Source organism: Auritidibacter sp. NML100628 (genome assembly GCF_003185985.1).
Classification (GTDB): Bacteria; Actinomycetota; Actinomycetes; order Actinomycetales; family Micrococcaceae; genus Auritidibacter; species Auritidibacter ignavus.
In genome coordinates, this window is the sequence record NZ_QHLP01000016.1 from 1 (window position 1) to 20,944 (window position 20,944).

Consider the following 20,944-nt stretch of genomic DNA (forward strand, 5'->3'; position numbering starts at 1 on the left):
ATAACGCAGCGATCATGTGCCTAGCCCGGCGTCGACTAAACGTCATGTACGCGATGATGAAAACAGGCACCCTATACGAACCCCGCACCCCGACCGCGGCTTGACAAACACCATAGGGACACCCCCCCCACCCCACCCCGGCACCGCGACCGGCCGGCCAGGTGCGTGAGGTCAGTGCCGCGCGGCTGGCGGCGTGGGTCGCCAGCCGGACTGAGGGTGAGCGGAATCGTGGCCTGTTCTGGGCGGCGTGCCCCCTCGCCGAGAACGACACCCCGCCCACCGACACGTACGCCGTCCTGGCTTCGGCTGCCGAGCATGCGGGGCTCACGGCACGGGAGGTGTCGGCGACGATCCGTTCGGCCTACCGCACCACCCACCCAGCCACGCGGCGATCTGGCCATCCATCTGAGGAGCCGCGCCGGGTGCCGGAACAGGCGACAGGGCAGGTGTTGTCATGACGTCGACGAGTGTGCCGGTGGTGCGGCGTCGCGGTGGACGCCTCGCCGTCGTCACTGCGGTGGCCGGGACAGTGCTGATCGCGCTCGGTGCGTTCTGGTTGTCCTTCACCGCGCTGGCCGACCTCGCCCGTCGTTCGGGTATCGATCAGGGGCAGGCGTGGGCGTGGCCGCTGATCGTGGACGGCATCATCGTCGTGGCCACCGTCTCCGTCGTCGCCCTCGCAGGCCAGCGATCGGCCTGGTATCCGTGGGCGCTGCTGGCGGCCGGGGCGATCGTGTCGGTGACCGCGAATGCCCTGCACGCCGTGGGCGCGGCCGATGCCGATGTGCCCGGTGTGCTGGCCGTGTCGGTGGCGGCGGTGCCGCCGCTGGTGCTGCTGGCAATCACCCACCTGACCGTCATCCTAACCTGCCCACTCCCGGAGCGGACACCGGATGCGGCACGGCAGGAGCTGCCACGACGCAGCGGCGCCATCCTGAGCGCTCCGGCGGGTCACGCGTCCGGGGGGTCGGCGCGAGGTCACGGCTGAGCTGAGGGGTCAGGGGTGGTCGAACAAGCGCATCGCCCGAGACCTCGGGGTCCATCCCTCCACGGTGGGCCGCTGGTTCACCGCCGCGCACCTTCCCGACAAGCAGACCGTCGAGGACACCGCCAGGGAGGCGAGGACACCATGAGCACCACCACCGACCCCGGCCACGACCAGCACGCCCGTGACTATCCCCGCGATCGTCAGCGCCAGCCCGGTGACCACGACACGCACCGCCGGGGCCCCGATCCGACGGAAGGGCCTTCGGCGCCGGAGGCAATACGGGCGTCCAGGGTCACCCACCGCCACCGCGACGACAAGATGATGGCGGCGGATGCCGCGCGGCGGGCGCGGGGTGTGGAGTGGGTGAGACCCACCGATCTGCTCGCCCGCCAGTCGGCGACCCTCGCGGGGCGGGGTATCGACTTCGAGGTCGAACTCGCCCGCCGCACCCGCCAGCTCACCCGAACAGGCGGGCGCGGTCTCGGCGAGGTCGCGCGAACCGTGAGTGATCGGGCTCGGCGGCTGCCGGATGTCTCGGAGTTCGGCCGCGGGAGCCGGCACTCCTGGTGGGTGTCCCGTACGGGGATCGGGCTCGGGTGACCTGACATGCGCACCCCCACCAACACGTCGCCGGCGGAGCCGGCCGTGGTGTGGGGGCGCGCGTGCACCTGTCTGTCAGGAGGTGCCTAACCATGACCACGACAACACCCACCCACTCGCACACCGCTGAGGGCGAGGGTGGTGAGGACTTCACCACCAGCGACGGGCTCCGCGCCCTGCTGCATCGACTCCACGCCGCTGGGCTGGGAGCATGGAGCCATGATCCGGTGGCCGCGGAGCTGATGGCCTACACCGCGACCAAGTACGAGCCGCTGGCCCGCAAGCACGGCTTGGGCCCGTGGGAGGCCGCCAGTGCGGCGTTCAAGGTGATGATCACCCGCGCTGCCCGCGAGGTCCGAGATCCGTAGGCGGTGATCACGCACGCGGTGCGGATCACGTGCCTCTTCGAGGAACGATCCCATGGCCTGCTGTGCTCGGTCCACCAAGCCACGCGTCCGCATGTCTCGCCGTTCCACGACCCCGAAAGGTTCTCCGACCGGGAGAACTCGCTGACCAACTACCACCCGGCCTTCCACATCACCGACCCCCACAGCCACGACAACGACACGGACGCGGAGACGGATTCTTCTGGTGGGGACTCCGACGGTTGTGGGTGCGGTTCGGACCAGGCGTGCATGTCCGCCCGGTTGGCGGCCGAGGACGCCATCGCCTTGTTCACGCTGCTGGGCTGGGACCCCGCGACCGCAAGGGCCGGGGTGGAGCATGTCCGCGAGGCGCTGACCAAGACCGGGGCCCGCCAGACAGCCTACGAGAGCTTGCGGCGGGACAAGAACACCCGCGCCCTGCTGGACATCCCACGTTCCTCGTGGACGGCACTGCTGCGGGCATTATTGGGAAACCCGCACCCCGCCTATGCCGCCACGACCGCAGGGCGGGGTGTGCTGCTGCGCCTGCTGATCGGCGAGGCCCTGCCGGTGCTGCTGCGCGACGACGATCTCATCTTGGCCATCTCCCTCGCCGCACCCGGCACCCACGACGACCCCGGTGGTGACCGGTCGTGACCGCGCCGGCCGGGTATATCGAGCTGGAGCGCGCCGTCGAATCCCTCCACGTCGGGCGCCGGCATCGCACCGAGCTGGGCGACATCGACGAACTCGCTGTCTCGATCACGCGCGACGGACTGTTGCAACCGATCACGATCACCCCCGACGGGGTGCTGGTGTGCGGGGCACGGCGGTTGGCGGCGATCAAGAAGCTCGGCTGGCGCAAGGTCAACGTCTGGGTCCGCTCCGGAATCTCCGACCGCCTCGGGCACCTGCTGGCCGAGCAGAACGACAACGTGCTGCACAAGCCGCTCACCCAGACGGAGGCCGCCACGCTCTACCGCGAACTGAGAGCGCTGGCGGCCGAGGACGCCGACCGCAGGAAGGCGGCGACCCAGTTCACCACCGATAACCAGCCTTGCGCTGACGGTCCCTCCCAGTCGGCCGAGCTACGGGCACGGGTCGTGGCGGAAGTGGAACGCATCGATGATGGCGCGGCAGTGCACCCGATCTACGAAGCAAGCCGCACTGCGGCCGAGACCGCACAGGAGCACCGGGAGGCCGACCTGCATCAGCTCGCTGCCGAGGCCCTCGCCCGCGTCAAGGCTGCGAAGGGAAAGAAGCGCACACCCCGACCCGCGCCGGTGACCGATGACGACGGCGAGCCCGCCCGGTATCCGGTGCAGGCGTTCGTGCTCACCTGGGGCGAGCTGGAGCAGTTGTGGACCCATTACGACGCCGAACACCTCGCCGCCGAGCTGAGCGATGAGCAGATCGAGTCGTTCCTGACCATCGTCGAGGGCACCAGCAGGTTCGCCGAAGAACTCCGTATCCTGCGCGACCGCGACACCGCTGACGAGCCGGTAACAGCTCGCGCCCACTTGCGCGCCCTCTGACGGCCACCTTCGCCCTTCCCGTTCGTCCTGCGTCGGTTGGGTGCGGGAACGCATCTGGAGGGCATGAAGACTCCCGACCTCTCCGAGCCCCGCGTTCGCCGCCGACTCATCGCCGTGCTGGTCGTGGTAGTGCTGGCCAGTGTCGGCATCTATGGCCTCCTTGTCGGCCCACCCGACCAGAGCCGTGGTGATGGCGACTGCGAGACTCCTGGCCCAGTGCTCACCGCGCCGTCCGATCCGGTCCCCACCACGACACCGCGGCTACCAGTCGTGCGGGCCTCGGATGATCCGGAGACCTTCGCCCGCAACGTCGCCATCGCCTTGTTCGAGTGGGACACGGGTAGCGGGTTCATGCCCCTGGACTACACCAGCGTGGTCCTCGACGTCGGCAACCTCACGGGTGCCGAGCAGGCCGGGCTAGCCTACGATATCGCCGCCTACCTCCCGTCCCGAGATGCCTGGCTGGAGCTACGGCAGTACGCCACCACCCAGCACCTCAACATCGACAACACGTTCATTCCCGACGCGTGGGGCACAGCGGTCGAGCAGGCCCAGCCCGGGCAGCTCGCCGACGGCACTGTCGCGGTCACGATCGAAGGCACCCTCCACCGCGCCACCTTCGAACGTCACGGCGAACTCGGCCAATCCCTCGCCACGGCCGGCCCGGTCGCGGTCAACGAGTCGTGGAGTCGCCTGCGCACCGACTCGGCCCACCATGCGGTGCTGCGGGTCTCCGAATGGCCCCGCTCGATGGTGTATCCCGGCTTCTTGTCGCCGGTGCTCTTGTCGACCGGGATTCAGCGGTCGTTCTCGCTGATCTGCACCCCGCTGCGCTCCGATCAGGCCGCCCGCGACATTCGCAAGAAGAAGGTCGGGCACATCTCCGATGCCGCGCAGCGAGCGAAGATCGGGCAGATCGAGGACGCCGCCCAGACCGCGGAATATCACGACGTGCTCCAGCAGGAAGCCGACCTGACCGCCGGCCATGGGGTGTTGCGCTACACCGGCCTCATCTCCGTCTCCGCCCCCACCGTCGAGGAACTCGAGGCCGGGGTGGCAACGATCGAACAAGCCGCCATCCAAGCCTCCTGCGAGACCCGGCTGTTGGTCGAGCAGCAGGCCGCGGCGTTCACCGCCGCCGCACTGCCGCTGTGCCGCAGCGTCTGACTGTCACTCTGAGTCGGTTGGCTTGACGAGGATGGTTCCGGCCGGGTCGACGTCTGAGGCCCAGGCCAGCGTCGGGAGTTCGGCGCCATCGAGGCCGTCCAGTTCGAGACGAACCTTTCCGGCCAGGTGGGCCGAGTTGACGGACTGGCCGTTGGCGATAGAGGCATAGAACTGAGCTGCGTAGTTGATCGCGTCAGCGTCGTCGATCTCATCGGCCATCCCGATGGCGAAGGGCACCACTTGCTCCACGAGGGCATCGATTTGTGATGCGGAGTTGCAGGAGTTCAGCAAGACCAGCAGGGGCGGGTCGTCGGTGGCTCGGACGGAGTTCGCGAAAGCAGTCGCGGTGACGATCACGCCTTCGTGGGGTTCGTCCTGCTCGTCCTCGAACACGATGAGGTCGTCGTCGCTGTGACCGGAGAAGTGCACCACGTGCGGTCGGAACTTCGTGATCCCGTCGAGAAGGTCGGCCGTCGTGGCGGCAGGACGAACATCGAGATCGATCTGATCACGATGCAGCGCGGATTCGACCGCTGACCGGATGCGCTTCTGCTCGCGCCCCACGCGCAGGTCCCCCTCGGACGACGCGCCGAGGATGAGGACCCGGAGCTTCTCGGGCTTCGGTGCGGGCAGTTGGCGCAGAACGTGATGCACCGCTGATTCGGTCTGGCTGATGCGGGAGTCGAGCGCGGCTTTTTCGGCGGTAGCACGCCGGTCGGCCTGCTGTTGCTCGCGCTGACGCCGTCGTTCGGCGGCATCGGCTTCGGACCGCTCCGCTTTCGAGAGCTTGGTCTGCAGCGACGATTCCTCTTTCGCGTAACCGGCGGCCTTGGTCTGCCAGCGACCCGCTTCCTTCCCCGCGGTCTCAGCCTCCTTGTCCTTCCGCTCTGCCTCGCGAAGCTTGCTCTTCATCGTGGACTCGCTCTTGGTCTTCGCCGCGGCCTGGCGGGCCTTGGCGGACTCAGCCCGTTTCTTGGACTCCTTCGATCGGTAGTCCCCGGCCTTCTTTTCCGCCTCGACCCGCTGCTTGCGCTTGCGTTCGAGCTGTCCTCGGTACTGGCTCGCGCTCATCTGATTCCTCCTCGCCCCATCGCGTTTCGGTTCTCACTCTACGCCAGACCACGGACATCTCCGGGGAGATCGTCCTGCACCTGGCTGACACATGCCAGGTCAGAAAGGCGCTCCCCTGCCCACGTTCCACGACCCGGCCGACACCTACCGGGTGTTCGGTGACCTCGTGGCCGGGGTGCGGTCGCTGCGTCAAGTCTTCGACCAGCTCGCCAACGCTCACCTGAACGCGCGGGATCGGGCATTCGACGACAACGGCAACCTCCACTGCGGGTGCGGCGTCCGCGCTGGCAGCCGCCGATGAGCTGCACCAGGCCGGCACCCTGCTCAATCAGGTCTACGACCGGCTCGACGCAGCGTTCACCCACTCGGGCAGGATCGCCTGGCACCAAGCGCCGGTCGCGGATCGAGAAGCCGCGCGGGAGCGGCTGGCCGCACGCCTCGGCCTGGGCCCGGCGCCCGCGACCACGGCCGTGGAGGCGGGGACGCTGACGTTGGCGGTGTGGCCTGATGCGCCGGTGGGTGAGCATCAGCGTTACGCTTACCGGATCACCGACGCCACCATCGGCCAAGCGGTGGAGGGCCGGGACCTGTTCACCGGCGCCGGAAGCCCCGTCGAGCCCGACCGGGCACTCCGTGACCTCGCGACCTTCCTGAGCACGGCGGGCGACGCTCGCCAGCGTGCGCCCGATCATCCCGGTAGCAACCGGGGGAACGCGGGACTGTTCCCGGTCTGGGTACCCGAGGCCGCCCACACCAGCGCTGACGCCCTGGCCGAGCTGAGCGAGCACGGCCCCATCCGACCCGAGGAGGTCTCACAGCGGTGGATCAACACGGTATTCCTCCAAGGCGACGAAACCGACCAGGTGCTCGACGTGATCGACCGCGACGGCCAGGACGTGGAGGCCGAGGAGTTCGTCGCCAAGAAGATCGGCCAGGATCTTGCCCGCACCACCTACGACGTCGACCGCACCCGTCGAACCGAAGAGACAGCCGCGCGAGAGACCCCCGCCCGCGGGACCGTCGGCCGGCCGGCGCCCGAGCTGACCGGCGAACGCCGGGCGACGCCCAGCACGTCGCCGTCCTTGGGTCCCTGAAAGGCACGACCATGTCCATCATCAACGAGGCACCCGAGTTCGACGAGCCAGAATCCGACCAGCTCGACGAGGACGACTACGACGAGCTCGACGACCGGCCCGAGGTTGGGCCTGATCTGGTGGCCGAGCCGCCGCATCCGGTGAACTGGAACCTGCTGTCGGCCCATGACCTGGGGCAGGAATGGATGGAGCTGAACCGATGGGTCGACTGGCTCCGGCACGCCTACGGGCTGCCCGCCTCGGTGATACCGCCGTTCTGGCACCACCACCCCGAACTGGTGTGGGCACTCTCCGCCCTGCACCTGCACTGGCTGTGCGCCTACGACCTGGACCAGAACGTGTCCGCGCCCCTGGTCTGGCACCGCGACTTGGCCGACGCTCGCCATCGTCAGCGGGACTGGGTCGCGACCTCGGGCACCCGCCTGGACCGTGACCGTCCCACCCCCAGACCTCCTGGCCCGGCGAAGACCCCGCCCCTGCCGTCGAGGACATCGTGATCACCGACCAGGACGCCGAGTTCGTGCAGTTCGTCCAGGACCAAGTCCGCGAACGACAAGAGGCCGAAAACGCGTTCTACGCTAATCTCGACCAGACCACCGGCGAACTCCGAGATCGCGACCGCGGTCAGGGCCGGTGATCGACTGTGGTGCGGGTATCAGCGGAAGACGGACCGGTCGGCCGCGAGCCGGTCGGTCCGCGTCCGCTACCACCGCCGCGATGAGATCGACGCGGAGAAGGTCGCTGAGGTCCTCATCCGCATCGCGCTGCGTCAGACCGACGGTCCGACGCAGACCGGTCGCACCGGCAACTACCTCCGCGGCCTGCTGACCAGCACCCGGTAGAATCGGCCATGCACCACGATGATTCGCGTCGATGGCACCGATCCATTAAGCCCCTACCTGTGGGGTGTTCTTTCCGCATTCTGACGTGACCGCCACTCGGCGCACCAGTCGCCCAGCCCGTGGCGCTGGGCTCCGGAAAGGCGGTCACACCATGACGCTCCTCGATCTCCCGGCAAGGCTCGACCTCGCGTCCCTCCGGGCCCTCGCCGCAGGCACGAACCACAAGGCGAAGCAGACCACCGAGACCGGTACTGCTGAGATTGGTACCGGTGATCTCCTACCTGCGGGTCTCTACGAAAGACCAGGCCAGCCGCTACGGGCAAGAAGAAGGCCTGTCCATCCCCGCTCAACGGGAGGCCGCGCAGCGCAAGGCTGAACAGCTCGGCGCGGTCATCGTCAGAGAATTCATCGAACCCGGTGAATCCGCCAAGTCCGCCAGGCGGCGCGCCCTGCAGGAAATGCTCGACTACATCGCCACGAACTCTGTCCGCTACTGCATCATCAACAAGGTCGACCGGATCGTCCGCAACCGCCTCGACGACGCGATCATCCACGCCACCCTCCGCGGCACGAACACCACCCTCGTGTCGGTGACTGAGAACATCGACGAGACCCCGTCGGGCATGCTCATGCACGGCATCCTCGCCTCGATGGCCGAGTTCTACTCCCTCAACCTCGCCCAAGAGGTCATCAGGGGAATGACCCAGAAGGCCATCATCGGCGGCACCCCCACCAAGGCGCCACTCGGGTACCTGAACGTGCGTACCACCGACGCCAAGCGCCGGGAGATCCGCGACATCGCCGTCGAGCCCGACCGGGCCGACCTGATCCGTTTCGCGTTCACCGCCTTCGCCACAGGGGACTGGTCACTGTCCTCGCTGGCCAAGGAACTCAACGCGCGAGGTCTCACCACGCGGCCTACACCGGCACAGCCGGCCCGGCCGATCACGACCACCACGCTTCACAAGGAGCTGACCAACCCGTACTACCAAGGCACAGTCACTTTCCGCGGCCTCACCTATGACGGCGCTGCTCACACCCCGGTCGTCGACCCCGAGACCTGGCTGCGAGTCCAGGCCCAGCTCGACGCAAAGAACGCCGTCGGCGAACGTCCCCATAAGTACGACCACTACTTCAAAGGCTCCCTTTACTGCTCATGCGGAGCCAAGCTCATGATCGAACGGCCCCGCGACAAGAACGGCAACCGGTACGAGTACTTCACCTGCTCCGGACGACGCCGCAAGCGCACCCCCTGCACCCGCTCCGCGATCCTCGCAGAGCGGATCGAACAGCGCATCGAAGCCACCTACAACACCAACGGCCTGACCAAGAACGAAGCCGAACGGGTACACGGCGTGCTACACCGGGTGTTCGACCAGCTCGAAGCCACCAGCGACGACGAACTCAAGCTCCTCGAAGCCCAGAAGGACAAGCTCGAAGCAGAACGATTCAAGTTCGTCCAGGCTCACTACGCCGACACGCGATCTCACTCGGCCATTTCTCCGACCTCGGTGACCTCTACAACAAGTGCGAACCAGCCGAACGACGCATCTTCAACCGCGCCCTGTTTACCCGCATCACCATCGACGCCCCGGGCAAAGTCACTGCAGAAACAAAACTGCCCCGCCATCAGGCGGGGCGAGTTCCGATTTTCCCATCTTACGTGGAGGTAAGGGGACTCGAACCCCTGACCTTCTCCATGCCATGGAGACGCGCTACCAGCTGCGCCATACCCCCGTAGTGAGTAGTTGGAACCTCTCGGAAGCAACTTCTCTACTATACAACCGCATCTTTTAATTGTGCAAATCGGCGGTTAAACGTTCGCATCGATGAGCTGAAATTCTCGGGACGCCCCGGGTGTATAGGTCAAGATGTGGGCTCGACAGTTCTCGAGCCGGGGGACACTACCATAGTGAGAATCCGGTTGTCCCAACAGTACATGAGTCGCGGCCCGTAAGGTGTTGCCATGCGCGACAAACAGCACAGTGGCCGATGCTCCATTATGGCCCAGCTTCGGTAAGACCCCACTCAGCGTTTCCCGGATTGCTTGGGCGCTACGAGTGCCGGATTCTTTGGGTGTTTCGCCCTGGACCGGCCCGCAATTGATATCGGGCCTGCGCCATTGAGCAAATTCTTCTGGCCACTGGGTAGCAATCTCGGAGAAGTAGAGTGATTCCCACTGTCCCCCGGCCGTTTCGGCCAGACGCGCGTCCACGGTGACAATCTGCGAGACTGGACGACGTACTTCACGAGCCTGCAACACATACTCCGCCGTGGTCCGTGCCCGCATGAGTGGAGAACTCCGCACGGCCAGGAAATCGGTCCCGAGCCACCGTTCGGCTGCTTCTTTCGCCTGGACGACTCCGGTCTCATTGAGAGGCACGTCGGTTTGCCCTTGATATCGTTCACGAGCATTCCATTCCGTTTGACCATGTCGTAGCAAAACAACGCGGAATGTCATGGGACGTGCTCTTCTCCGGTCTAGTCCAGCTCGTTGTCGTGTTCGGGGCGTGCCACATCTAGCTCGATCTGCGGTGCTTCTGCCCATAAGCGGTCCAGGGCAAACAGTTCACGTTCTTCACGGTGTTGGATGTGAACGACAAAATGGCCATAGTCCAGCAGTATCCAGCGGGCTTCTTCAGTGCCTTCACGCCGGATTGGTTTCAGATCTTCCTGCTGCCGCAGGGCATCTTCAATCTCTTCGGTGAGTGCTTTTACCTGGCGTTCTGAGCTGGCACTGACGAATAAGAAGGCATCGGTAATTCCCAGGCGCGCGGCCACGTCAACAGCGGAGATATGCTCCCCCTGTTTGCTATCGGCCGCCTGGGCGGCAACGTTGAGTGCTGTCAGGGTGGTCTCGGGAACGCTCACTAAGCTCCTTAGCAGGTTGAGATCGTCGTTACTTAGAAAAACAGCAGAACCAGGCCGATAATCAAGGTGGCCACACCGATTATTAATACCACGGTAGACCACATCATCATTCTCCGCTCAGCAGCAGCGGAATCGCGGGTATCCAGGGGGTCCAGCCCGTGGGCAGAGCCAGCACCGACGGGGTTCTTCTTGACTTTCGCCGGCGCTGGCACCGGTTCGCTCGCCGACGTGGCGGTGGTACGGGAACGGGGTGCTGGACGGTCCTGAGTGGCAGGTTCCACCACCGATTGGGTTGCTGTGGCCTTGGCCTGGAGCTCATCGTTTATTTTCGGCGGTGCGGTGTCCTCGGTGACAGCTGGCAACCCGGTATGTGACGTCCACTCTTCATCGGAGATCACCTGACTCTGGGCGCGCTGATTAATCTCGCCCATTCGTTTGGCCAGATCTTGTTGCCGTTGTAACAGGCGCGGATCAATCCGGTTGGGGTTCGTTTCACCGATCCGGGCGATCTCCTCAGAGACATGCTGAATTTCGCGCTGAAGTTCGGCACGCTCATCCTCGATCGGTTGGGTCAACCCAATTCCGGTGATCTCGGTGGTGGCAGTGGAGGAATACTCGTGAAACGACTGCACTGCTTGAGGTTCTGCCGGGTGGTCTTCGACGGTTTGTGGTGCCTCAGCCCGGCGCGGATGCTGTTGCGGGCGTTCTTGGGCGGCCACATCGTCAGCGTCGGGACTGAAAATATTCGAAGACTCTGCCTCGGCGTAGGCTTGGACACGCTCTGCTCGCGCCTGTCGTCGGGACCGTGGGGTGGTGTCCTGCGATGGTGCGGGGCTTGGCTGAGGTTGCTGAGAGATGACCGGGATACCACCGGTGGCGGTGGCGTCTGCATCGGCACGACGGTGACGCCGGGGAGTCGCCGGCGGGGTGCGTTCGGCACTGGGCGCACGACGAACTGGCTCGGGTTGTCCCGTCACGTCAGTTCGCCGGAAACTCTCGGTGACCTGATCAACAGGAGCTGACCGCGCTGAGTGCGCTGCGGTTCGGTGGTGCTGTGGAACGGTGGTGTGCCTCGGCGCATCGGGTACCGCTTGCGGATCAGCGTGTTGTCCGGGATGGCCCGGAACACTTCCGCGCTGAGTATCGGCGACGCGGTGTCCTGCGGATCGATATTCCTGCTGGATCCGAGGAACCCGACCAGAGACCATCGACGGAGCATCCGTGGGTGAATCCGCAGCCCGACGCGCGCGACGGGGCTGGTTGTTTTGTTCGCTTCGTCCGGTCTGCTCAACCGCAGTGCCCTCGAAGATGGCCCGTTCACGGCGACGACGTAGCTCACGACGGGACAGCGGGCGTGATGACTCGTTGCTCACGAGATCACCTCCTGATCAGTCGCGTTGGTCGGGTCCATGTGTCTGACGACCGCTGGGCGAAGCGGGTCTGTAGCGGCCTCTTCGGTGTCTTCGCTCAGGTATAAACCGTACTTGGCGATATATTGTACGACTCCGTCTGGAACCAGGTACCACACCGGCTTGCCGGCTCTGACCCGGGCCCGACAGTCCGTGGAGGAAATAGCCATGGCCGGAATGGACATCAGCGAAATGTCATCGCGCCCAAAGTCATCGAGGGCATGACCGGGCCGGGAGACACCGACAAAATGCGCTTTACCCCACAAATTCTCCACGTTTTTCCAGGACATGATGCTTTCCATCGCATCCGCACCGGTGATGAAATAGAGCTCGGCATCGGGCCGCAAGGCGTGGAGGTCATCGAGGGTATCGGCGGTGTAGGTCGGCCCGGGACGGTCAATATCCACCCGTGAGACGGAGAACCGCGGGTTGGCCGCGGTAGCAATAACGGTCATGAGATACCGGTGTTCGGCGGCGGTGACGTCTTTATCGGCCTTCTGCCAGGGACGTCCGGTCGGCACGAAGACGACCTCGTCCAACTCGAATTCGGAGGCAACTTCCGAGGCTGCGACCAAGTGGCCGTGGTGGATGGGGTCGAAGGTACCGCCCATAATGCCCAGACGGGGCCGGCGCTGGGCACCGTTACCTGCCATCTGGGACTGATCAGAGTGAGTCACGACTTAAACTACTTTCACATCCCGGTCCCACCCTGCAACGATCGTGGGTCCGAGACCGGGATGGCGACGGAGAGGTTTCCAGAACGGTCTTTAGTGTCCAGACTGCTCGTCGAAACGCTGGTGTGCGCGATCGCGGGTGACGACCTCGCTGCCCGGGGCCTGGTGACGACGCCGAACGGAGCGTAGGGACATGGTGGCAAACAGCAAGCACATCAGGATCACGAAGACTGCAACCCCGTAAGCCCAGGGTTCAACCGGTAATTCGTTGACAATCTCCGGACCGGAGCCAAGGGTGGTGAGATGTGAGAGCATGGGCGTTCTCTTTCTTATCGCTCAGCGGTGTGCAAAATCATCACCTAGTCTACTCACATTGTTTCCACTACGTTCTGATTTGTCCTTGACCGCGCAGAATCCACTTGGTACTGGTCAGCTCTTCCAGCCCCATGGGCCCGCGGGCGTGGGTCTTTTGGGTGGAGATTCCAATTTCTGCGCCCAGCCCAAATTGCCCACCATCGGTGAACCGTGAGGAGGCGTTGACCATGACCACGGCAGCATCAATGCCAGCGATGAACGTGTCGGCATGGGAGAGGTCGTTGGTGATAATCACTTCGGTGTGGCCGGTCGTGTGAGCTTGGATGTGCTCCATGGCGGTCTGAAGATCATCGACGACGCCCACCGCCATCTCCATGTCAAGGTATTCGGTATCCCAGTCCTGTTCGGTGACCTCCAGCAACATCCCGGCGCTCGGTGAGTCGGTGGCGGCAATGAGTTGCCGAGCTGCATCGTCCAGGTGCAAACGCACCCCGGCTTGGGCCAGGGCGCGCAGCGCCTCACGGCCGGCCTGGACCGCCTCGCGGTGGATCAGCAGGGTTTCGGCCGCATTGCACACGGAGGTGCGGTGGGTTTTCGAATTCAGCACGATGTCGGCGGCCATCTGTGGGTCAGCACTAGCATCCACATAAACGTGCACGTTACCCGCCCCGGTCTCAATGACCGGGACCCGGGCGTTGTCCACCACCGAGCGAATCAGCCCCGCTCCCCCGCGCGGGATCAGCAGATCGACTCCCCCGCGCAATTCCATCATGGCCCTCGCCCCAGCGCGACCGTGCTCGTCCACGGATTGAATGACATCGGGGTCAAAGCCTTGATCAGCCAGGGCAGAGCGCAAGATGGCGATGGTAGCCCGGTTGGTGTGTTCAGCCGCCGATCCACCCCGTAGTAGCACCGCGCTACCGGCTTTGAGCCCAATACCGGAAATATCGACAGTGACGTTCGGCCGGGCCTCATAGATGGCGCCGACCACGCCGATGGGCACCCGGACTTGTTGCATCCGGATCCCGTTGGGAAGGTTACGTCCGCGGACCACCTCACCGACGGGGTCGGGTAACGTGGCCAGCTCGTTGAGCGCGGAGCGCAGTCCGGCCATACGCTGTTCGGTGAGCGTGAGCCGGTCGAGTAGCGCCACCGAGAGACCGTTGTCGGCTCCGGCGCTCAGATCCGCTTGATTGTGGTCCAAAATGTAGCGACGTTGGTCCCAGATTGCCTCACCGAGTGCCTGCAGGGTACGATCTTTGCGAGCTCGTGATGCCGAGGCCAATGTCTGCTGGGCGCGACGGGCCCGCTGAGTCATCTCCCAAACTGCCGCGCGTACCGTGGAGTCCTGCTGTGTGGTCATACAGGCCAGTCTAGCGTCGATGGGATACATCTCACGGGCGGATAGTGAGACCGAAGGAATCGCGGGTGACGGTATCGTCGGTGTGGACCACTGCCCGATCGTATTCAGGCCCGAGTGCCTCCCGTAGCTCCGCGGTGGACTTGCCCAACATCTCGGGTAGCTCATGGGAGGAATAATTGATCAAGCCTCGGGCAACGATGGTGCCGTGCACATCGCAGATTTCGACCGCGTCTCCAGGCTCAAATTCTCCGCGGACGTCGACCACTCCGGCAGGGAGCAAGGAGCGATGCCGCTGGGTGACCGCAATGACCGCCCCGTCGTCGATGAGAATTGATCCTCGAGTCTCGGCCATCAACCCCAACCAGGCCGAGCGAGCGGTTTTGCGTTCACCGCGCACATCAAACCAGGTGCCCACATCCTCGCCGTCCAGTGCCGGGGCTGCCAGTGACGCCGCGGTCAGCAGTGCTGGAATCCCGGACCCAGTGGCGATCGAGGCGGCTTCGACTTTGGTCACCATCCCTCCGGTGCCCACACCGGCAGTGCCGGTGGTGCCAATCGTGACGTCGTGGAGGTCCTCGGCAGAGCGGACACGGGCGATGCGGGTGCTGCCGGGTCGGGTGGGTGGTCCGTCGTAGAGGGCATCCACGTCGGTCAGGAGCACCAGCAGGTCGGCTTTGACCACATTGGCGACCAGTGCAGCCAGGCGGTCGTTATCGCCAAACCGAATTTCTTGAGTGGCCACCGCGTCGTTTTCGTTAACCACCGGGATCACGCCCAGATGCAAAAGCCGTTGAAGCGAACGGAAAGCATTGTTGTACTGGGTGCGGCGCATCAATTCATCGGCGGTCAGTAACACCTGGGCAACGGTATATCCGTGGCAGTGGCAGGACTGCGCATAGTAGGCCATCAGTTGGCTCTGCCCCACCGCGGCAGTGGCCTGTAGCGTTGCCAGATCCTTGGGTCGTTTATCGAAGTCCAAGACCGGTAACCCGGCAGCGATCGCGCCAGAGGAGACCAGCACCACCTGGGTGCCAGCATTCCGCAGGGAGGCGATCAACGCGGTGAGCCGGTCTATAGCCTCCAGCGACACACCGGAGGGAGTGGTCAACGATGACGACCCAATTTTGATCACGATCCGACGCGCCTGGGAAATGGTCGAACGGTCAGTGACCGGGTTGTGCGAGACAGGGGTTCGGGTACTCACGCGGGTATCGCCTTCGGTGCTGGATGGATGTGATCTGTGCGGGGCAAGGACCGGATCAGAACTGGTCGTCGTCTTCGTCGGTATGATGCCAGTCGGTCCACAGACCGCAGCGACGTTCCTGTTCCATTTCGGCCTGGGTGGCGGCCCGGGCAGCTTTGCGTTCTGCCCAGTCCTGACGTTTTTCTTCACGGGTCGGACGATGTCGCTCGTCCATGCGATAGTCGGAACCCCGCGGACCGGTGAGGTGTTCCGACCCGGTCGAAATCGTCGGCTCCCAATCGAAGACGACACCGGTGTCGTCATCACCGATCACCACAGTAGCCCCAGGCACAGCGCCGGCTTTGAACAGTTCTTCTTCAATACCAATTCGCTCCAAGCGGTCGGCCAGATAACCCACCGCCTCATCGTTGGCGAAGTTGGTTTGAGCCACCCAGCGTTCCGGCTTGTCCCCACGGATACGGAACAGTGGTTTCGCGCTCCGTTCCTCGGCGGTAATCGTAAAGTCATGGGTACGATCACCCCGACGGCGCCGGGGAGTGATCTGCACAACGGGAGCAGGCTCGGGTTCGGGGGCAGTGGCCCGGGCCTGGTTGACTAACTCAGCCATGGCGAATTTCAAGGCATCCAGGCCTTGGTGGGCAATCGCTGAAATGTCAAAGACCCGCAGTCCGCGGCTTTCCAGGTTATCTCGAACCATCTCAGCCATCTCCTGGCCGTCGGGAAGATCCGTCTTATTCAGGGCGACCAACTGCGGACGTTCGTTCAGCGGTTTCATTTGCTCGCCACTGCTACCCTGGACTGGTTTGACCGAATATGCGGCCAGTTCGTGTTCCAGGGCTTCGAAGTCCGAAATCGGGTCGCGGTCGGATTCCAAGCTCGCACAATCCAGCACATGGACCAACGCCGCGCAACGTTCGACGTGACGCAAAAATTCTAGCCCTAAGCCCTTACCCTGACTGGCACCGGGGATCAGACCGGGCACATCGGCGACGGTGAACCGGGTTTCACCGGCTTGAACCACTCCCAGGTTAGGAACCAGTGTGGTGAAAGGATAATCGGCGATTTTCGGTCGTGCGGCCGACAGCGCAGCGATCAGAGAGGATTTCCCTGCCGAGGGGAAACCGACCAGGGCAATATCGGCCACGGATTTCAGCTCCAGCACAACACTACGTTCTTCGCCTGGAATACCGAGCAATGAGAATCCGGGTGCTTTACGTTTTGGTGATGCTAACGCCGCATTGCCCAGTCCCCCGGTGCCACCGGCGGCCACGACGTATTCCATGCCGGGATGCACGAGATCTGCCAACACGTTGCCTTCTTGGTCTTTAACCACCGTGCCAACTGGGACCGGTAGATACAGTGATTCACCGTCTCGACCATCTTTATTCCCTCCCTTACCGGGCTCCCCGTTGGTGGCTGAGCGGTGGGGACCGTGGTGATAGTCGAGCAATGTGGTTTCTTGGGAGTCGGCGACGACCACCACGTCTCCACCGTTACCGCCGTTGCCTCCGTCGGGTCCGCCAAGTGGTTTGTATTTCTCCCGGCGCACCGAGGTTTCCCCGTGGCCACCGTTGCCACCGGTGGCGTGCAAGGTGACATGATCAACGAACTGTGGCATTGGTTTCTCCCTCACGAGTCAGGTGGTCTCAGTCGGTGGCGGTTCGGGGGTTTAGATAGCGCAAGCGGGGGCGGACCCAGGCCGGCCCGCCCCCGCTGGAGCGTTGGTCTATAGTGACAGCTATGCTGTCACGGTGCGCAACGGCTATTCTGTCGTTGCCGGTACCACGTTGATCACGCGGCGACCACGGCGCTGACCGAACTCGACGGAGCCGGATGCCAGAGCGAACAGAGTGTGGTCTTTGCCCAGGCCGACGTTGTTGCCGGGGTGGTACTGGGTACCGCGCTGGCGAACGAGAATCTCACCAGCGGAGACTGCCTGGCCACCGAAACGCTTGATTCCGAGGTACTGCGGGTTGGAGTCACGACCGTTTTTGGTCGAGCTTGCACCTTTTTTCGTTGACATCTGCTAAATCCTTTTCTTTGACGTCTCGATCGACCTAGGCGATAGAGGTGATCTTGACCTTAGTCTGGTTCTGACGGTGACCCTGACGCTTCTTATAGCCGGTCTTATTCTTGAATTTCTGGATGACGACCTTCTTACCACGGAGGTGTTCCAGAACTTCGGCAGACACCTTAACGTTGTCTAGTTCCTTCTTCTCCGAGGTGACCTTGTCCCCATCCACCACCATCAGTGCGGGCAACTCGATGGAGCTACCGGCCTCAGCGGGAACGCGGTCAAGGGTAACGAGGTCTCCAACGGAAACCTTTTCCTGGCGGCCGCCAGCGCGGACAATCGCGTACACCACTTGGGACTCACTTCTCTCGACGTTAGAAAATTATTCTCTTGCTGTGGCTGAGGCCCGATACGCCACACGGAGGTATTTTGACCTTCTCAGCCTCGACTCGGTGGGTGGACCGGCATGTTTTACGCACACTTAACGCGTAACTTCACAGCACCAGAGCTATACCTTACCTTGTCTGTTACGTGAATTTCAAATGACACACCGGGAAAGATGCGCCACATTTTCACGTCTGCTGACCGTTATTGCGGTGAGGAAATATCCTCTGCACTCACGCCAACACCCAGCATCACCGCAGCAGCCTCTTTGGTCTCGGTCGATTCCTTCGGGGCCTTGACACTCGAGGTCGTTGACCGGGCGGTGAACTGCGCACCGGAATCTGGGGTGGACTCTACCGGGGCGGTCTGGACAGTTTCTGCCCCCACATCCGAGGTCGCCCGCCGCCGGCGTGGTTTCGCGCGCTGAGCCGTGTCGGTTGTTCTCACTGAGCCGAAGGGAGTCGAAGCGTGCTGGCTCTCCTGGGACTCGTGGGCGCGCTGCACATCATCCAGTGCGGAATTGATGTCGTCCAAGATGGACTGTTGTGACTGGACAACACCGTCCGAGTCTGCCCGACGGGGCTTTCGCCCACGGCGACCTCGAGAGGAATCCTGCTCGCCCTTGCCGGACTGGCCTTCATCCTGTTGGTCGTTCGAGCCCTTCTGTTGCGAGGACCCATTGCTGGCTGCGGCAATGGAGTTCATCGCATTGCGAGTCTGCTCGGCTTTCGCATCCCGCTCGGCCTGTTCTTCACGATGGTGTTGCTCCTGGTTCGAGGTGTCGTGCTCGTGTGAGGAGTTGTGGTGGTGATGGTCCGAACGGTTCTTGTCGTTCTTGCGGTTCTTGCGTCGCGACCGCGAATTCGACGCCGAGGAAGAATGGTTGCGGTGTTTGCGAGGTTGCCCGTGGGAGTCGTAGGACACCGATTTCTCCACCGGTTCGTCGTGGACGATAATGCCACGACCGGCGCAGGCCTCACAGGTTTCGGAAAAGACTTCAACCAGGCCAGTCCCCATCCGCTTCCGTGTCATCTGCACCAGACCCAGCGACGTCACTTCAGCGACTTGGTGCCGGGTCCGGTCACGGCCCAGGCACTCCACCAAACGACGCAACACCAAGTCTCGGTTGGATTCCAAGACCATGTCGATGAAGTCGATGACGATAATGCCCCCGATATCGCGCAACCGAAGCTGGCGCACAATCTCTTCGGCCGCTTCCAGGTTGTTCTTGGTCACCGTTTCTTCCAGGTTGCCGCCAGAACCGGTGAATTTGCCGGTATTGACGTCGACGACAGTCATCGCTTCGGTGCGGTCAAAGATCAGGGAACCGCCCGACGGCAAATTGACTTTACGATCCAAGGCTTTGTGGAGCTGTTCATCCAGACGGTGTGAGGCGAACAGGTCCTCACCGTCGTGGTCGTCCGGGTCCCACTTGCTGAGCCGATCCACCAGGTGCGGTGCCACATAGGTCACGTAGGCTTCCACGTTGTCCCAGACCTCATCACCCTGAACCACCATGGCGGTAAAGTCCTCATTGAACACGTCACGGACCACTTTGATCGTCAGGTCCGGTTCAGCATGCAACTGCTCGGGGGCCAGCACCTTCGTGGAAGTGGAGGCGGATTCAATCTCTTCCCACTGCGCCCGCAACCGGTTGATGTCGTTCATCAATTCCTGTTCCGAGGTGCCCTCGGCGGCCGTGCGGACAATCACCCCGGCGTTGTCCGGCATGTGATCTTTCAGGATCTTCTTGAGCCGGGAACGTTCCGTATCGGGGAGCTTACGGGAAATACCGGTCATCGACCCACCCGGAACGTAGACCAAATAGCGACCGGGCAACGAAATCTGGGAGGTCAGTCGGGCGCCCTTATGGCCCACCGGGTCCTTGGTGACCTGCACCAGCACTGAGTCACCAGACTTCAGCGCATTCTCGATCTTCTTGGGCTTGCCCTCCAACTGTGCCATATCCCAGTTGACTTCACCGGCATACAGCACCGCATTGCGACCACGCCCGATATCAATAAAGGCCGCTTCCATCGAGGGCAACACGTTCTGGACCTTGCCCAGATAGATATTGCCGATCAACGAGTCTTGGGTGGTGTTGGATACGAAGTGTTCAGCCAGCACACCGTCTTCCAGCACGGCAATTTGGGTCCGGTGCTCCCGCTGGCGCACCATCATTGTCCGCTCCACGGACTCCCGACGGGCCAAGAACTCAGCTTCGGTCAACACATTGCCACGACGGCGACGTCCCCGGGCCTGCCGGCGACGCTGACGCTTTGCTTCCAGGCGGGTGGAGCCACGCACCGAGGTGACCCGATCCGAGCCGGTCCCCGATCCCCCGGCCGGACGCGGTGCACGCACTTTGGTGACGGTGTTCTCCGGGTCATCACCGGTGCCACCGTCAACTTCCAGGTCGGTGGTACCCCGACGACGCTTCCGACGGCGGCGGGCTACCGGCTGATCACCGCCCTGGTCTGCTGGACCCGATGGGCCGGTCTTCTCCGAACCATCTTCAGCACCCGAGCGGTCACCCTGTCCGCGATTCGAACCATCATCACCCTGAGATGACGATTGCTGCTCAGCGTTATTGCGACGACGACCGCGGCGCTTACGGCGTGAGCGACCGGATTTTTCTCCGTGAGAGTCCTTACCATGTCCGGACCGCTCAGAATCAGAGGACTCTGCATGGCCCCCGTCGTCCTCAGAGTCATCCGCCCGGCGGGTACGAGTCGGAATATCGGAGAGATCAGGGGCGTGAAAGAGCACATCCATCGGGTCGTCGGGAACCTGCAACGACGCCACCTGGTCGTCGGTTCCCTCGTTGCCCTCCGTCTGATTCTCGGTGTTCAGTTGTGGTTCGTTGTCAGCTGCCACTGCAGCTCCTTCATTCCTCGGCATCAGCCACACACTGACCGCGAGGCGGTTCGGGTGCCGTGACGGGCGCGTTTCCCCCGATCGTCCGGGGTGCGCCGTGGATGGCACACAAAAAGCTTGGTCTGAACCGGCTCCACCGGGTGAGGTGCCACGGTGAGGCACGGAACCTGT

17 protein-coding genes, 1 tRNA gene and 4 pseudogenes are annotated in these 20,944 nt (G+C 63.5%); 9 read left to right on the forward strand and 13 right to left on the reverse strand.

Features of this window, described 5'->3' with window-relative positions; genetic code table 11:
- Positions 1 to 454: 454 nt before the first annotated feature.
- The 5 genes and pseudogenes from DCC24_RS09920 to DCC24_RS12220 form a co-directional block, all read left to right on the forward strand.
- Positions 455 to 1,133: pseudogene (locus DCC24_RS09920) on the forward strand (DUF2637 domain-containing protein).
- A complete protein-coding gene (locus tag DCC24_RS09925) occupies positions 1,130 to 1,588 on the forward strand; it encodes a hypothetical protein (protein ID WP_110099767.1) in 459 nt (152 codons plus the stop codon). The pseudogene DCC24_RS09920 and the gene DCC24_RS09925 overlap by 4 nt, the downstream one beginning before the upstream one ends.
- Positions 1,589 to 1,680: 92 nt before the next feature.
- Positions 1,681 to 2,610: pseudogene (locus tag DCC24_RS09930) on the forward strand (hypothetical protein).
- Positions 2,607 to 3,488 (forward strand): ParB N-terminal domain-containing protein, encoded by an 882-nt coding sequence (locus tag DCC24_RS09935; protein WP_110099768.1) that lies wholly within the window; start codon positions 2,607 to 2,609, stop codon positions 3,486 to 3,488. The pseudogene DCC24_RS09930 and the gene DCC24_RS09935 overlap by 4 nt, the downstream one beginning before the upstream one ends.
- A 612-nt stretch (positions 3,489 to 4,100) precedes the next feature.
- Positions 4,101 to 4,655, forward strand: a pseudogene (locus DCC24_RS12220) (SCO6880 family protein); the annotation flags it as partial.
- A gap of 3 nt (positions 4,656 to 4,658) precedes the next feature.
- Here the strand turns inward: DCC24_RS12220 and DCC24_RS09945 are convergent.
- Positions 4,659 to 5,726 carry a CHAT domain-containing protein gene (locus DCC24_RS09945; RefSeq protein WP_110099770.1) on the reverse strand — a complete coding sequence of 356 codons (1,068 nt, stop codon included), beginning with the start codon at positions 5,724 to 5,726 and terminating at the stop codon, positions 4,659 to 4,661.
- A gap of 91 nt (positions 5,727 to 5,817) precedes the next feature.
- Between DCC24_RS09945 and DCC24_RS09950 the strand changes: the two genes are divergently transcribed.
- The 4 genes and pseudogenes from DCC24_RS09950 to DCC24_RS09970 all read left to right on the forward strand — a co-directional run bounded on the left by DCC24_RS09950 (position 5,818) and on the right by DCC24_RS09970 (position 9,335).
- Complete coding sequence (locus DCC24_RS09950) at positions 5,818 to 6,027, forward strand: hypothetical protein (protein WP_199446262.1); 210 nt, start codon at positions 5,818 to 5,820, stop codon at positions 6,025 to 6,027.
- Between the two features lie 214 nt (positions 6,028 to 6,241).
- On the forward strand, positions 6,242 to 6,820 hold the full coding sequence (locus DCC24_RS12380; protein WP_233492065.1) for a hypothetical protein: 579 nt from the start codon (positions 6,242 to 6,244) through the stop codon (positions 6,818 to 6,820).
- An 11-nt stretch (positions 6,821 to 6,831) separates the two neighbouring features.
- Positions 6,832 to 7,457 (forward strand): annotated as a pseudogene (locus tag DCC24_RS09960) (hypothetical protein).
- Positions 7,458 to 7,931: 474 nt separating this feature from the next.
- Positions 7,932 to 9,335 carry a recombinase family protein gene (locus DCC24_RS09970; protein ID WP_158524655.1) on the forward strand — a complete coding sequence of 468 codons (1,404 nt, stop codon included), beginning with the start codon at positions 7,932 to 7,934 and terminating at the stop codon, positions 9,333 to 9,335.
- On the opposite strand, the gene DCC24_RS09975 is transcribed toward DCC24_RS09970, so the two are convergent.
- The 12 genes from DCC24_RS09975 to DCC24_RS10030 all read right to left on the reverse strand — a co-directional run bounded on the left by DCC24_RS09975 (position 9,327) and on the right by DCC24_RS10030 (position 20,797).
- Positions 9,327 to 9,399, reverse strand: a tRNA-Ala gene (locus DCC24_RS09975). The genes DCC24_RS09970 and DCC24_RS09975 overlap by 9 nt on opposite strands.
- Positions 9,400 to 9,475: 76 nt before the next feature.
- Positions 9,476 to 10,123, reverse strand: a complete 648-nt coding sequence (locus DCC24_RS09980; protein WP_158524656.1) for a histidine phosphatase family protein — start codon at positions 10,121 to 10,123, stop codon at positions 9,476 to 9,478.
- 20 nt (positions 10,124 to 10,143) lie between these two features.
- Positions 10,144 to 10,533, reverse strand: coding sequence for a ribosome silencing factor (gene rsfS / locus DCC24_RS09985; RefSeq protein ID WP_110099773.1), 390 nt, complete (start codon positions 10,531 to 10,533; stop codon positions 10,144 to 10,146).
- Between the two features lie 32 nt (positions 10,534 to 10,565).
- Positions 10,566 to 11,906, reverse strand: coding sequence for a hypothetical protein (locus DCC24_RS09990; protein ID WP_110099774.1), 1,341 nt, complete (start codon positions 11,904 to 11,906; stop codon positions 10,566 to 10,568).
- Positions 11,903 to 12,595: a nicotinate-nucleotide adenylyltransferase gene (nadD, locus tag DCC24_RS09995; protein ID WP_110099810.1), complete on the reverse strand. Its 693-nt coding sequence runs from the start codon at positions 12,593 to 12,595 to the stop codon at positions 11,903 to 11,905. The genes DCC24_RS09990 and nadD overlap by 4 nt, the downstream gene beginning before the upstream one ends.
- A 114-nt stretch (positions 12,596 to 12,709) precedes the next feature.
- Positions 12,710 to 12,931: a hypothetical protein gene (locus tag DCC24_RS10000; protein ID WP_110099775.1), complete on the reverse strand. Its 222-nt coding sequence runs from the start codon at positions 12,929 to 12,931 to the stop codon at positions 12,710 to 12,712.
- Positions 12,932 to 12,998: 67 nt separating this feature from the next.
- Positions 12,999 to 14,294: a glutamate-5-semialdehyde dehydrogenase gene (locus DCC24_RS10005; protein ID WP_110099776.1), complete on the reverse strand. Its 1,296-nt coding sequence runs from the start codon at positions 14,292 to 14,294 to the stop codon at positions 12,999 to 13,001.
- A 31-nt stretch (positions 14,295 to 14,325) separates the two neighbouring features.
- Entirely contained in the window at positions 14,326 to 15,498 is a 1,173-nt protein-coding gene (proB, locus tag DCC24_RS10010; protein WP_110099777.1) for a glutamate 5-kinase, read from the reverse strand.
- 55 nt (positions 15,499 to 15,553) lie between these two features.
- Entirely contained in the window at positions 15,554 to 17,116 is a 1,563-nt protein-coding gene (gene obgE, locus DCC24_RS10015; protein WP_110099778.1) for a GTPase ObgE, read from the reverse strand.
- A 144-nt stretch (positions 17,117 to 17,260) separates the two neighbouring features.
- The gene (rpmA, locus tag DCC24_RS10020; RefSeq protein WP_110099779.1) at positions 17,261 to 17,521 is read right to left on the reverse strand and encodes a 50S ribosomal protein L27; all 261 of its coding nucleotides are present in this window, start codon (positions 17,519 to 17,521) and stop codon (positions 17,261 to 17,263) included.
- A 34-nt stretch (positions 17,522 to 17,555) separates the two neighbouring features.
- A complete protein-coding gene (gene rplU / locus DCC24_RS10025; RefSeq protein ID WP_110099780.1) occupies positions 17,556 to 17,864 on the reverse strand; it encodes a 50S ribosomal protein L21 in 309 nt (102 codons plus the stop codon).
- A gap of 236 nt (positions 17,865 to 18,100) precedes the next feature.
- A complete protein-coding gene (locus tag DCC24_RS10030; RefSeq protein ID WP_110099781.1) occupies positions 18,101 to 20,797 on the reverse strand; it encodes an Rne/Rng family ribonuclease in 2,697 nt (898 codons plus the stop codon).
- Positions 20,798 to 20,944: the final 147 nt, after the last annotated feature.